Raw genomic sequence first — 13,594 nt, forward strand, 5'->3', positions numbered from 1 at the left:
ATGAAGGCTGGCCTGACATCTTCTGTAGCGCTCCATACCATCGTCATTGCGCTGGGGCTCTTTTCCTTTTCCTCGCCGAAGGCTTTCGACGTGCAGGATTCGGAATCGTTCCCAGTCGACATCGTGCCGATTGAATCCATCACGCAAATTCAGCAAGGCGAAAAGACGGCTCCGATGAAGGAGAAGTCCGCGCCAATTCCGACCACAAAGCCGCAGACCGTTCCCAACGCCCAGAATGTCGGCGATCAGGAGGTTGATACCACGACCCCGCCGAAGCCCGACACCAAGGCAAAGCCAATCGAGGCGGCGGAAGAACCCAAGGCTCAGCCGGAGCCGGTGAAGAAACCGGAACCGAAGCCTGACCCCAAGCCCGAACCGAAGCCGGAAGAAAAGCCGACGCCGGTTCCCGCGACCGAAATGCAGGCCAAGCCTGAGCCGAAGCAGGAAGTGAAGCCGGATCCGGTGGCGGAAGCCATCGAAAAGCAGGCCGAAACGCCGGATGCGAACACGCCGCGGCTGCCGGACAATGTTCCCGCTCCGCAGACCAAGCCGAAGCCGCCGCAGGCGCAGACCGCCAAGACGCCGGACCGCAAGCCGACGGAAGAAAAGAAGCAGACGCAGTCCGCATCGCAGACCTCGCAGTCGAAAAACGATGCGATTGCCGATGAAGTATCGGCGCTGCTCAACAAGCAGAAGGCTTCCGGTGGCGGCGCAAAGCGCTCGACCGATCAGGCATCGCTGGGCGGCAAGAAGAATACCGGCGGCTCCAAGCTGAGCCAGAGTGAAATGGATGCGCTGCGCGGTGCGATTTCCAAGTGCTGGAACGTGCCCGCCGGTGTGGCCGACGCGCCGGGGCTGGTTGTGACCGTGAAGATGAAACTGAACCAGGACGGCTCCATTCAGGGTGTTCCGGAAGTGACATCGGGCGGCGGCGGCGATGGTGTTGGTCGTGCAGCGGCTGAAAGCGCCAAGCGCGCGGTTGCACGTTGCGCACCGTACAATCTGCCAGTCGACAAATATGATTCATGGTCGGAAGTGATCGTCAACTTCGACCCGAGCGAAATGTTCTGATCGGGGTTTCCCGGTCACCAGACTAAATGAAGCCCACTATGGGCAAAGGACAAAAGAGGTCCCTGAAGATATGAAAACCGGCATCATGACAACTAAGATCCGGACAGTCCTCTCGGCTTTCGCCTGCATGATTGCCGCAAGTCTTGTCTGCACCATGCCTGCACGCGCTGTGGTGGAAATCAACATCAACAAGGGTGTGGTCGAGCCGCTGCCGATCGCCATCACGGATTTCCTGTCCGCAGACCAGCTTGGACCCAACATCACGTCGGTCATTGCTGCCGATCTTGAGCGGTCCGGTCTGTTTGCGCCCATCGACAAGGGCGCCTTCATTGAAAAGATCTCCAATCCCGATGCTGCGCCGCGCTTCGAGGACTGGAAGGTCATCAATGCACAGGCTCTGGTCACCGGTCGCATTACAAAACAGCCGGACGGCAGACTGAAGGCGGAATTCCGCCTCTGGGATACGTTTGGCGGTCAGCAGATGATCGGCCAGCAGTTCTTCACCTCGCCGGATAACTGGCGTCGTGTCGCCCATATCATCGCAGACGCCATCTATGAGCGCCTGACCGGTGAAAAGGGTTACTTCGATACGCGCATCGTTTTCGTCGATGAATCCGGCCCGGCCCAGAAGCGCATCAAGCGCCTCGCCATCATGGATCAGGACGGCGCGAATATTCGTTATCTCTCCGATGGTCGCGATATTGCTCTGACCCCGCGTTTCTCGCCGAACCGCCAGGAAGTGACTTACATGTCGTTTGCCGGCGGCCAGCCAAAGGTTTACCTGCTGCAGCTCGAAACGGGCCAGCGTGAGCTGGTCGGCAACTTCCCCGGCATGTCCATCGCTCCGCGCTTCTCGCCGGACGGCCAGAAAGTTGTCATGAGCCTGCTTCAGGACGACGGCAGCGCCAATGTCTATGCGATGGATCTGCGTTCGCGCACCACGACCCGCCTGACGAACAGCCAGGCTATCGACACCAGCGCATCCTATTCGCCGGACGGTTCGCAGATTGTGTTCTCGTCTGACCGCGGCGGTCGCCCGCAGCTCTATATCGCCGGTGCCGACGGTTCCAATCCTCGCCGCCTGTCGATGGGCGATGGCAGCTACTCGACACCAGTCTGGTCTCCGCGTGGCGATCTCATCGCCTTCACCAAGCAGTCGCAGGGCCAGTTCTCGATTGGCGTGATGAAGACCGACGGTTCGGGCGAACGCCTTCTGACGTCGGGCTTCCACAATGAAGGCCCGACCTGGGCTCCGAACGGTCGCGTGCTGATGTTCTTCCGCAAGGCGGCAGGCGCGGGCGGTCCAAAGCTGTTCACCATCGACCTGACGGGTCGCAACGAACGCCAGATCCAGACGCCGAATTTCGCATCCGATCCGGCCTGGTCGCCGCTGCTTGAGTAGTATCAGCTTTAAAAGAATCACCGATCAGATTAAGGCGCGGGATTTTGGTCCCGCGCCTTTTTCATGCCCTCTGGCAGCGGTTTAGAGCGCGATATGCGATGTTTTTGGCCTGTCTTTGCGGCGTTTGCCACAATCGGCCTCTATAGCCGTGTTTCTGCCGTATTTTGCCATCAAGGCCTAAAAACAGAATGGCAGCCGGAAAACGCCGGTTGCATTTGGTCTCAAGACAATATTAACCATACTTCTTGAGCCTGCATTAACCTCGATATGATTATTGGTTGGTTACGCAGGAACATCAAATCTTAAGGAGCCTCGGCCCATGCGCCGCATCCAGTCGATTGCACGTAGCCCGATCGCTATTGCCCTTTTCATGTCGCTCGCCGTCGCCGGTTGCGCATCCAAGAAGAATCTCCCGAACAATGCCGGTGATCTCGGCCTCGGCGGTGCAGGCGCGGCAACGCCCGGCTCGGCGCAGGACTTCACGGTCAATGTCGGCGACCGCATCTTCTTCGATCTCGACTCGTCGCTGATCCGCGGAGACGCACAGCAGACGCTTTCGAAGCAGGCCCAGTGGCTGCAGCGTTACCCGCAGTATTCGATCACCGTCGAAGGTCATGCTGACGAACGCGGTACCCGCGAATACAACCTCGCTCTCGGCCAGCGTCGCGCTGCCGCCACCCGCGACTTCCTTGCTTCGCGTGGCGTGCCGACCAACCGTATGCGCACCATCTCGTACGGTAACGAACGTCCGGTCGCAGTTTGCGATGCCGACTCGTGCTGGTCGCAGAACCGCCGTGCCGTCACCGTTCTCAACGGTGCAGGCAGCTAATAGCTGGCTATTTGTATTTGCAAACGCACAACAGCGTTGCAGGAAAAGCGGCCTTCGGGCCGCTTTTTTCGTTTTCATGTCTGTTGATCAGGCATTTCGACAAACTTTGGCCGAAGTCGCCCCTGTCATAGTGGGAACGATTAAGGGAAAGCATCTTTGCTTTTCACGGATTTGCTCTAAAAGCGGAACTGGCCGTGCGGTATGGCATGTTCAGCAAGCATTCAGGCGCGGCACTCGATCATCCTGTTCATTGTAAACTCGCAGGGGCAATAGGGAATGAGGACAACAATGAGGAAAGTGACACTGGCAATTGCCATGCTGCCGCTTTTGGCGAGTGCTCCGGTTTTGGCGCAGACTGGCGATCCGGGTGCAAACCAGTATTCGCAGCAGGTGTGCAATCTCGCACATCAGAACGCGCAGTCTTACAGCAAGATTTTGCAGCTCCGCGACAAGATGGTGAAAATCCATCGCGATAACGAAGCTCGTTTTCAGGCTCTCGAAAAGGGTAAGGGCGGCGGACAGAATCGCGTCAGCGTCGGCTCGACCGCAATTCTCGATGACGCCATGCGTGGTGGCGGCGCTTCAGCGCAGAATGGCGGCTACCAGAGCGCCGGTATGATGCAGGAGCTGGTACGCAACCTCACCGGCAAGATCGAGGATGTGGACGCCCAGATCGCATTCACCGACAATCAGCTGCAAAAATCGCAGGAAGACAACGAATTCCGCTTCGAGGAACTCGAAAAGAAGAATGGCGTCGCATCACCGGCTGCAAACAAGGCTGGCCAGCCTGCCGCTGCTCCGGCTCCGGGTGCCGATCTTTGCGCGCAGGGTGCAGGCGATGTTGCCAGCATGGCCGATACGCTTGGCATGCGTGCCGAGGCCATGAACTTCCAGATCCTCGAAATGCAGGATCAGATGCAGAAAATGCAGGAAGAATATGAGCAGCGCTTCCAGTTCCTGGAAACCGGCAAGCGTGCCGACACGAGCGACCGCAACGGCGGTGGTGCAGGCGATGGCAGTGCTCTCGCCAGCGCCGGTTCACCGGACACTATGGGCCAGAACACCTATGATGGCGGCGCTACTGGTAATCCCGATGCCGGGGTTTCCGCAGATGCCGGTCAGGACGGTTCCATCTCGGACCGGACGCCAGCACAGGAAGCGCCGCAAACCGCACAATCGGGCGCAGTTGGCGCCGATTCTCTTGCCACTGGTTCTGGCGTCTTGACGCAGGGCGGGTCTCAGCGCGGCGAGCCGCCGCAGACGCTGGGGTCCATCCGGTTTGATTCCAGTGGCAATGTAATCGGCGAATCGCTCAATACCGCACCGCGCCCGGTCGAACAGGGCGGTCAGCCCGGCGGTCAAGGTTCCTCTGGACAGGGCAACTCGCAGAACGGCACGGCTGTCGCCTCGCTGCCAATGGGCGATAATCCGAACACGCTCTATCAGGCGTCGTATCAGTATCTGATGTCGGGTGATTACAAGGCGGCCGAAACGGGTTTCCGCCAGCATGTGAAGCGCTATCCGGCTGATCCGCAGACCGCGGAAGCCCGCTTCTGGCTGGGCGAATCGCTTTACGGTCAGGGACGCTACCCGGAAGCTGCAACGGTGTTCATCGACACGCAGCGCGACTATCCCGATTCCCGCCGTGCGCCGGAAAACATGTTCAAGCTCGGTATGACGCTTGAGAAGATGGACAATCACGACGTTGCCTGCGCGACCTTCGAGCAGATTCCGCAACGTTATCCCAAAGCGGCTCCCGCCATTCTGAAGCGTGTTGCCGAAGAACGCACACGTGTAAAGTGCTGATTGCGGAGTTATTTCGTGGGGCTTTCCCCGACTGATATTTTTAAGCCTTTTCAACTGGATCAAGCAAAGGCCGTTATTGCGGCCGTTTCCGGCGGCAGCGATTCGCTGGCAATGCTCTTCCTGCTCAAGGATCATTTGGCGACGCTCGATCCTCGTCCTGCACTTCTCGCAGTGACCGTCGATCATCGCTTGCGTGCCGAATCAGCCGAGGAGGCTGAAAATGTCGGCGCGCTGTGCCGTGAGCATGGTATCGCGCACCGCATTCTGGCGTGGGACGATCCCAAGCCGTCGCAGGGGCTGGCCGCAGCTGCGCGCAGCGTGCGCTACCGGCTTCTGGTTCAGGCTGCGCATGAAGCGGATGCCGGTGTGATCGTGACGGGCCATACGCAGGATGACCAGATCGAGACCTTCCTGATGCGCAAGGAGCGCAGCCACCACGCCGAGGCGAGGGGGCTTGCCGCCATGGCGCCGCAATCATGGCTGGAAGGCTCAGTGCAACTGATCCGCCCGCTGCTTTCGGTTTCACGGCAGGCCTTGCGAGATGAACTGACGGCGAAAGGTCTTCGCTGGGTTGATGATCCGAGCAACGCCAATACCGACTATGAACGCCCGCGTGTCCGGCAAGGCGCTGCTGCCGATGCCGATCCGCAGATCGTTCTGGCGCAGGTGGCTCTGGCGAGTGCGGCACGCAAGCGTGACAATGCTGCTCTTGTTGCGGCCTTGGCCAATCCCGTAAGCCTGCAAGTGGATGATTGCGACCGGATGGAAATCGATCCGGCCATTTACTCCGCTTTGCCGGAAACGGTCCGGCGGCTCTTTTCCGGCCTCGTGGCTTCGCTGGCAGGCGGACGTCGATTCCTGCCCGGCGATGCCGAGCGCTTGCGCATCGAACGCATTCTGTCGGGCGAGGCGGAGCAGGAAAGCCAGAAACACGAAAGCCGAAAACACGAAAGATTGACCATTTTTGGCGCGCTGATTGAGCGCGGAGCCAAGGGGCTGCCACATCGTTTCCGGCGGGAGCGACGCAATCTGCCGTCGATGCCGTTGCCTGCTGGAGGCAGCTGTATCTGGGATGGACGCTTTCGCTTTTTCAATTCAGCTGAGCGCGATTTTGAAATCGCCGCGCCGGGACGACAGGCATTGATTGATTTTCTGGCTGATTCTCCCACGTCTTTTCCAGAAAATGCTTCTGAAACCAATGCGCGCTGGCGCGAAGCGCTTTTGGTGCTGCCCGCAATCTATGCGGATGGAAAGATTGTCTCTTTGCCATTCCTTCCCGGAGAGAATCTCCCGGCGCATATCCGCATGGAGCGGCATTTTGCGCTGTTTGACCATGTTCTGCCGGGATATGATTTCGCTCTTGCCGAGGCGATCGAGAAGCGAATTGGTCGGCAATCTTCACCAAACTCCTAATTTTTATAAACCAGAGTGGGAAGAATCTCCCATGCGGCGTGATACGCGCCTTGGCAACGCCTTCCTTCGATCCTATGTTAGATCGAAACATCGTTCCGCGATTGCGGAATGGCCGTGGTATCGATTGGACCCGAGATGAATCCGAACTATCGCAACTTCGCCCTCTGGGCGATCATTGCTCTTCTTTTGATCGCGCTGTTCAACCTGTTCCAGAGCCCTGGTCAGCGCACGAATTCCCGTGAAGTTTCCTATTCGCAATTTATTGACGACGTATCCAATGGTCGCGTGAAATCGGTCACGATTACCGGCGAGCGCATCACCGGCACCTTTGCCGACAATGGCTCGACGTTCCAGACCTATTCACCTGGCGATACAGGACTGGTTTCCCGTCTTGAAGAAAAGGGCGTCGCAATTACTGCCCGTCCTGAAAGCGACGGCTCCAGTTCGCTGATCGGCATTCTCCTGTCGTGGCTGCCGATGATCCTGATCCTTGGCGTGTGGATTTTCTTCATGCGCCAGATGCAGGGCGGCTCGCGCGGTGCGATGGGCTTTGGCAAGTCGAAAGCGAAGCTTTTGACCGAAGCGCATGGCCGCGTGACTTTCCAGGACGTTGCAGGCGTTGACGAAGCCAAGCAGGATCTCGAAGAAATCGTCGAATTCCTGCGCGATCCGCAGAAGTTCCAGCGTCTCGGCGGCAAAATTCCGCGCGGCGTGTTGCTCGTTGGCCCTCCCGGCACCGGTAAGACCCTTCTGGCGCGCTCGGTTGCGGGTGAAGCCAATGTGCCGTTCTTCACCATTTCCGGTTCGGACTTCGTTGAAATGTTTGTCGGTGTTGGTGCAAGCCGTGTCCGCGACATGTTCGAGCAGGCGAAGAAGAATGCACCTTGCATCATCTTCATCGACGAAATCGACGCTGTCGGTCGTCATCGTGGTGCCGGTCTCGGCGGCGGCAATGACGAACGCGAACAGACCCTCAACCAGCTTCTGGTCGAGATGGATGGTTTCGAAGCCAACGAATCGATCATTCTGATCGCTGCGACCAACCGTCCGGACGTTCTTGATCCGGCACTCCTGCGTCCGGGCCGTTTCGACCGTCAGGTCGTGGTGCCGAACCCGGATATCGTCGGTCGTGAACAGATCCTGAAAGTGCATGTGCGCAACGTGCCGCTCGCACCGAATGTCGATCTCAAGGTTGTCGCACGCGGCACGCCGGGCTTCTCCGGTGCCGATCTCGCCAACCTCGTCAACGAAGCCGCTCTCATGGCAGCGCGCCGTAACAAGCGCCTGGTGACCATGCAGGAATTCGAAGACGCCAAAGACAAGATCATGATGGGTGCGGAACGCCGCTCCGCCATGACGCCGGAAGAAAAGGCCAATACGGCCTATCACGAGGCAGGTCACGCCATTGTTGCGCTCAATGTGCCTGCATCCGATCCGGTCCATAAGGCGACGATCATTCCGCGCGGTCGTGCGCTTGGCATGGTGATGCAGCTTCCGGAAGGCGACCGTTATTCGGCCACCTATACCTGGATGGTGTCGCGTCTTGCCATCATGATGGGCGGTCGTGTGGCTGAAGAGCTGAAATTCGGCAAGGAAAACATCACTTCCGGTGCATCCTCGGACATCCAGCAGGCAACCAAGCTTGCCCGGTCCATGGTCACCCAGTGGGGTTATTCCGACAAGCTCGGTCGCGTGGCTTACGGTGACAATCAGGAAGAAGTCTTCCTCGGTCATTCGGTGTCGCGCACGCAGAATATTTCGGAAGAAACCGCGCAGATCATTGATGCCGAAGTGCGTCGCCTGATCGACGAGGCTTATGCCGAAGCGACCCGCATCCTGACTAAGAAGAAGAAGGACTGGATTGCGCTCGCTGAAGGTCTTCTGGAATATGAAACGCTGAGCGGCGAAGAAATCAAGGCGCTGATCGCAGGCAACAAGCCGTCGCGCGATCAGGGCAATGATACGCCGTCGCGCGGTTCGGGTGTTCCGAAGGCCGGTAGCCCGCGCAAGCGCAAGAGCAGCGGTGAACCAGGCAGCGAGCCTGGCATGGAACCGCAGCCGCAATAAGCTGCTTATTGCAAAGAGACGACGAAAGCCGGGTTTCGCCCGGCTTTCTTTTTGACTATGTCTCCGACATGGCTTCAAACCGCCGCAAAGGCTCGGTTAACGATTTCGGCGCATGATCTGTTGAAGGTTACAACTTTAGAAGCCGGGATCGCTTCAGACCCTGCCAAAGACGAAATTGCATAGAACAGGCATTTTAGGATATTAACACTCGAAATTCGCTGTCAAAGTTGCGGGCCTGCGCGACTCTTGCGCTCTGGTTGAAATGAGCGGCATATATCGACGGCACCGGGATGGCGACGTGGCTCAACGCAAGGCTAAATATATGACACGGAAATACTTCGGAACTGACGGTATTCGCGGACAGGCGAACAGTTTCCCCATGACGCCCGATATCGCCATGAAAGTTGGCATGGCAGTGGGTCATATTTTCCGTCGTTCGGGTCATGTTTCGCGGGTGGTGATCGGCAAGGATACGCGCCGTTCAGGCTATATGCTCGAAAACGCGCTGGTTGCTGGTTTTACAGCGGCGGGCATGGATGTGTTTCTGCTCGGACCGATTCCGACGCCTGCTGTCGCCATGCTCTGCCGTTCGCTGCGCGCAGATATCGGCGTGATGATTTCGGCTTCGCACAATCCGTATTATGACAACGGGATCAAGTTGTTCGGTCCTGATGGCTTCAAGCTGTCGGACGAGATCGAGATGCAGATTGAAAAGCTGATCGAGGGCGATCTGTCGTCTCTGCTGGCAAGCCATGGCGCTATCGGCAAGGCCAAGCGCGTGGACGGCGATATTTACCGCTATATCGAGTTTGCCAAGCGCACCATGCCGCGCAATATCGCGCTCAACGGGCTGCGTGTGGTGATCGATTGCGCCAATGGTGCAGGCTACAAGGTGGCTCCGGCTGCGCTCTGGGAACTCGGCGCTGAAGTCATCACCATCAATAACGAGCCAAACGGCATCAACATCAATGAGGATTGCGGTTCGACCCATCCGATTGGCCTGATGAAGAAGGTTCAGGAACTGCGCGCCGATGTCGGCATTGCGCTGGATGGCGACGCGGATCGTGTGCTTCTGGTCGATGAAACCGGATCGGTGATCGACGGTGACCAGCTGATGGCGGTGATTGCCGAATCATGGGCCAATACCGATCGGCTGACCGGTGGCGGTATTGTCGCGACCATCATGTCCAATCTTGGACTTGAGCGATTCCTGACTGATCACAATCTGACGCTCGCCCGCACCAAGGTTGGTGATCGCTATGTCGTCGAGCATATGCGCGAACATGGCTTCAATGTGGGCGGCGAGCAGTCCGGCCACATCGTTCTGTCGGATTTCGCCACGACGGGTGACGGCCTGATCTCTGCCTTGCAGATACTTGCAGTCATGCAGGAAGCCGAAAAGCCGCTTAGCGACATTTGCCGCAAGTTCGAGCCGGTGCCGCAATTGCTCAAGAATGTGCGCACCACAGGCGGCAAGCCATTGGAAAACAAGAACGTCAAGAACGCCATCGATGAAGCGCGCGAGCGCCTTGGCGTGCAGGGTCGCCTCGTGATTCGTCCATCCGGAACCGAGCCCTTGATCCGCGTGATGGCGGAAGGCGATGATCGCGTTCTGGTTGAGAAGGTGGTCAACGATATCGTTGATGTCATCTCGTCGGTCGGCAACGCGGCTTAACCCAGTAACCATTTTGAATGATTGAAACGGCGTGTCTCCGACGCGCCGTTTTTATTTTAGCTAGGTCTAAGATTTATTAAAAAGGATCGTTAAAAAACAAGGTTAAGTTGTAATTAACCTTTCAAATTTATGTTCCCTACAGAAAGCGAGGATGGCGCTCTGGCGTCATGATATTTCAATGGGGCAGATGATGAACGGTCTTGTGAAAACTTTTTTCGGCGGCTTGGCTGCATCTGTCGCCTTGATGGCCACGGGCGCACTGGCGGCTGATATGATCGAACCGCCAGTGGTTCCGGAAGTGGTTGTAGCGCCGCCTGCTGTTGGCGGCTGGTATCTGCGCGGTGATCTCGGCTATTCGAAGCCGAAATTCAAGGATGCGGATTATGCCACGATCGACAACTGCGAATGCGGCCCCTCGACATTCGGCAGCAACACACTGTCGGGCGACCTGAAAGGTTCCTTCCTGATCGGCGGCGGTGTCGGCTATCAGCTGACGGATTACTTCCGTACCGATCTGACGGTCGACTATATGACCCGTTCGAAATTCGAGGGCCATACCTACGGTTCGGCCTGTAACGGCGACGCTTCCTGCGCCTCCGACGAACGCAGCCATTTCTCGGCCCTTTCGATCCTGGCCAATGCCTATGTTGATCTCGGCAATTTCGCCGGCTTCACGCCTTATGTCGGCGCTGGTATCGGTGGAACGCGCGTGCGCTGGAACGATATCGAGGATGCACGTTATGGCGGCTCGGTGGAAGGCACAGCCAACTGGCGCTTCACCTATGCCCTCATGGCTGGTGCTTCCGTCGATCTGACGCAGAACCTCAAGCTCGATGCAGGCTATCGCTATCGCCATATCAATGGCGGCAAGATGTTCGAGGGCGGTCAGTATCTCGGCGACGGTTACGACAAGGGCATGGACGTCCACGACGTCCGCGTCGGCCTGCGTTACATGTTCGGCGGATCGAATGCGCCTTACGCACCGCAGCAGGTTTCGACCATCGTTGACGGTCCCGTCTACAAGTAAGATACCTCCATACCTGATCGTCTAAGGCCCGGTTTTCCGGGCCTTTTTCTTTGCTGTATTCCTTAAATGAATCCCAATTTTTATCTGGTATTAACCATAGGCGTTCATAATTGAGACTATTCTTATGAGCGGGGATCTCATCATGTTTGCGAAGTGGCGTGCTCTCAACCTGTCGGTTGTTGCTCTGGCGGGTTTCAGCGTTGCATCCGTTGCCTCTGCGGCCGATCTTGATGCCATTGGCTATGAACCTGTCGTCGAAGCGCAGCCTGTAGAAGTCGGCTCCGGCTGGTATCTGCGCGGCGATCTCGGCTACAATATTTCATCGAAAACCGGACTTACTGCCAGCGACCGGTTTGGGAACAGCGCTTCCCAAAGCTTCGATCTGGACAAGAATTTTGTGCCATCGGTTGGTATCGGCTATCAGTTCACCGACTATCTGCGCGCCGACGTGACGGGTAGCTATTCCAAGCAGGATCTGGATGGCTTCCCTGCCGAAGCCCGTATCTGGGATATGATGGCGAACGGCTATGTGGACCTCGGCAATTTCGCTGGCTTCACGCCTTATCTCGGCGGTGGCCTCGGCTTTGCCAATGTGCGCTATACCTTCGACACCGGCTTTGGCGACTTCAAGTCCGACGACGACTATCGTTTTGCCTGGGCGCTGATGGCTGGCGTCGGCATCGACGTTGCGTCGAACATCAAGCTCGATCTCGGCTATCGTTATGGCGTCATCAGCGGCGGCGATGTCGTCAGCACCAACGCTGGTTCCATCAGCGACAAGGATATCAAGTCGCATCAGTTGCGCGCCGGTATTCGCTTCACGACCTGGTAATTCATGTTGTCAGAAGCTGACTGAAGACAGGGCCTTTCGGGGCCCTTTTTCGTTCTTGCAAGGAGGTTCTACGTTTTGCGCCTTCTTGCTCGATTTCAGAGTAAAATATTCCCGAAAAGCCATGTTGTGGAAAAATGCGCTTTCCGCTATTCCCATCAGTGGGCCACGTCTCCCCACCGAGACGCGTGCTATCTGAGAGGATAGAAACAACATGACGACGATTGCGAAGCCGGCAGTTCGCCCGGCTAACCCTAATTTTTCATCCGGTCCCTGTGCAAAACGTCCCGGCTGGTCGCTCAATGCGCTGGTCGATGCCGCTCTTGGCCGTTCGCATCGCGCGAAAATCGGCAAGACCAAGCTGAAGGACGCCATCGACCTTACCCGCGAAATCCTGCAGGTGCCTGCCGATTACCGTATCGGCATCGTTCCGGCATCCGATACCGGTGCTGTGGAAATGGCGCTGTGGTCCATGCTCGGCGCGCGTGGCGTCGATATGGTCGCGTGGGAAAGCTTCGGTTCGGGCTGGGTTACGGATGTGACCAAGCAGCTCAAGCTCGAAGATGTGCGCACCTTCACAGCGCCTTACGGCGAGATTGTCGATTTTTCGCAGGTCGATTTCGACCGTGATGTCGTCTTCACCTGGAACGGCACCACGTCTGGCGCGCGCGTTCCCAACGGCGATTTCATCCCGGCTGATCGCAAGGGCCTTACCTTCTGCGATGCCACCTCTGCGGCTTTCGCGCAGCGTCTGGATTTCACGAAGCTCGATGTCGTCACCTTCTCCTGGCAGAAGGTTCTTGGCGGCGAGGGCGCGCATGGCATGCTGATCCTCAGCCCGCGTGCGGTCGAGCGTCTGGAAAGCTACAAGCCTGCATGGCCGCTGCCCAAGATTTTCCGCATGACTTCCGGCGGCAAGCTGATCGAAGGCATCTTCGTTGGCGAAACCATCAACACGCCATCCATGCTCTGCGTGGAAGATTATCTCGATGCGCTCAACTGGGCGAAGTCGATTGGTGGTCTTGACGGGCTTGTCGGACGTGCCGACAGCAACTTTGCCGTTCTGGATGCTTTCGTGGCCAAGACGCCATGGATCGCCAATCTGGCCGCCAAGCCGGAAAATCGTTCCAACACTTCCGTGTGCCTCACCATCGTTGATCCTGAAGTGACGGCGCTTTCTGCCGAAGCTCAGGCAGCTTTTGCCAAGGGCATCGTCACGGCGCTGGAAAAAGAAGGCGTCGCTTATGACATCGGCGCTTATCGCGATGCGCCTTCCGGCCTGCGTATCTGGGCTGGCGCCACGGTCGAAACGTCCGATCTGGAAGCGCTGACCCATTGGCTCGACTGGGCTTTTGAAGCGCAGAAAGCTGCACTCAAGGCTGCTGCCTGAGGCTCGCTCCTGTTTAAGCCGTGGCTGGCCACCGGTTAGGCCACGGCTCGCATTCCCCAATATTTGCAGCATTTCGCATGAGCCA

At 57.7% G+C, this 13,594-nt stretch carries 10 protein-coding genes; all 10 read left to right on the forward strand.

Annotated elements, in window-relative coordinates:
• Entirely contained in the window at positions 1-1,071 is a 1,071-nt protein-coding gene (locus tag QBD01_RS23470; protein WP_280994753.1) for a cell envelope integrity protein TolA, read from the forward strand.
• Between the two features lie 70 nt (positions 1,072-1,141).
• Positions 1,142-2,473, forward strand: coding sequence for a Tol-Pal system beta propeller repeat protein TolB (gene tolB / locus QBD01_RS23475; RefSeq protein ID WP_182521666.1), 1,332 nt, complete (start codon positions 1,142-1,144; stop codon positions 2,471-2,473).
• 319 nt (positions 2,474-2,792) lie between these two features.
• The gene (pal, locus tag QBD01_RS23480) at positions 2,793-3,302 is read left to right on the forward strand and encodes a peptidoglycan-associated lipoprotein Pal (protein WP_078339475.1); all 510 of its coding nucleotides are present in this window, start codon (positions 2,793-2,795) and stop codon (positions 3,300-3,302) included.
• Positions 3,303-3,578: 276 nt separating this feature from the next.
• On the forward strand, positions 3,579-5,108 hold the full coding sequence (ybgF, locus tag QBD01_RS23485; RefSeq protein WP_280994754.1) for a tol-pal system protein YbgF: 1,530 nt from the start codon (positions 3,579-3,581) through the stop codon (positions 5,106-5,108).
• 15 nt (positions 5,109-5,123) lie between these two features.
• The gene (gene tilS / locus QBD01_RS23490) at positions 5,124-6,521 is read left to right on the forward strand and encodes a tRNA lysidine(34) synthetase TilS (RefSeq protein ID WP_280994755.1); all 1,398 of its coding nucleotides are present in this window, start codon (positions 5,124-5,126) and stop codon (positions 6,519-6,521) included.
• A 135-nt stretch (positions 6,522-6,656) separates the two neighbouring features.
• A complete protein-coding gene (gene ftsH / locus QBD01_RS23495; RefSeq protein WP_182521774.1) occupies positions 6,657-8,588 on the forward strand; it encodes an ATP-dependent zinc metalloprotease FtsH in 1,932 nt (643 codons plus the stop codon).
• A 322-nt stretch (positions 8,589-8,910) separates the two neighbouring features.
• Positions 8,911-10,263: a phosphoglucosamine mutase gene (glmM, locus tag QBD01_RS23500; protein ID WP_280994756.1), complete on the forward strand. Its 1,353-nt coding sequence runs from the start codon at positions 8,911-8,913 to the stop codon at positions 10,261-10,263.
• A gap of 190 nt (positions 10,264-10,453) precedes the next feature.
• Positions 10,454-11,290, forward strand: a complete 837-nt coding sequence (locus QBD01_RS23505; RefSeq protein WP_280994795.1) for a porin family protein — start codon at positions 10,454-10,456, stop codon at positions 11,288-11,290.
• 142 nt (positions 11,291-11,432) lie between these two features.
• Positions 11,433-12,122, forward strand: coding sequence for a porin family protein (locus QBD01_RS23510; protein ID WP_280994757.1), 690 nt, complete (start codon positions 11,433-11,435; stop codon positions 12,120-12,122).
• A gap of 211 nt (positions 12,123-12,333) precedes the next feature.
• Complete coding sequence (locus QBD01_RS23515) at positions 12,334-13,509, forward strand: phosphoserine transaminase (protein WP_280994758.1); 1,176 nt, start codon at positions 12,334-12,336, stop codon at positions 13,507-13,509.
• Positions 13,510-13,594: the final 85 nt, after the last annotated feature.

This window comes from Ochrobactrum sp. 19YEA23, assembly GCF_029909865.1.
Classification (GTDB): domain Bacteria; phylum Pseudomonadota; class Alphaproteobacteria; order Rhizobiales; family Rhizobiaceae; genus Brucella; species Brucella gambitense.

What these genes read in the sequence shown, in the direction of transcription:
- tolB (WP_182521666.1), top strand. Translation starts at nt 1,142, where the DNA reads ATGAAAACCGGCATCATGACAACTAAGATCCGGACAGTCCTCTCGGCT.
- glmM (WP_280994756.1), top strand. Translation starts at nt 8,911, where the DNA reads ATGACACGGAAATACTTCGGAACTGACGGTATTCGCGGACAGGCGAAC.
- ybgF (WP_280994754.1), top strand. Translation starts at nt 3,579, where the DNA reads ATGAGGACAACAATGAGGAAAGTGACACTGGCAATTGCCATGCTGCCG.
- pal (WP_078339475.1), top strand. Translation starts at nt 2,793, where the DNA reads ATGCGCCGCATCCAGTCGATTGCACGTAGCCCGATCGCTATTGCCCTT.
- QBD01_RS23515 (WP_280994758.1), top strand. Translation starts at nt 12,334, where the DNA reads ATGACGACGATTGCGAAGCCGGCAGTTCGCCCGGCTAACCCTAATTTT.
- QBD01_RS23470 (WP_280994753.1), top strand. Translation starts at nt 1, where the DNA reads ATGAAGGCTGGCCTGACATCTTCTGTAGCGCTCCATACCATCGTCATT.
- QBD01_RS23505 (WP_280994795.1), top strand. Translation starts at nt 10,454, where the DNA reads ATGAACGGTCTTGTGAAAACTTTTTTCGGCGGCTTGGCTGCATCTGTC.
- QBD01_RS23510 (WP_280994757.1), top strand. Translation starts at nt 11,433, where the DNA reads ATGTTTGCGAAGTGGCGTGCTCTCAACCTGTCGGTTGTTGCTCTGGCG.
- ftsH (WP_182521774.1), top strand. Translation starts at nt 6,657, where the DNA reads ATGAATCCGAACTATCGCAACTTCGCCCTCTGGGCGATCATTGCTCTT.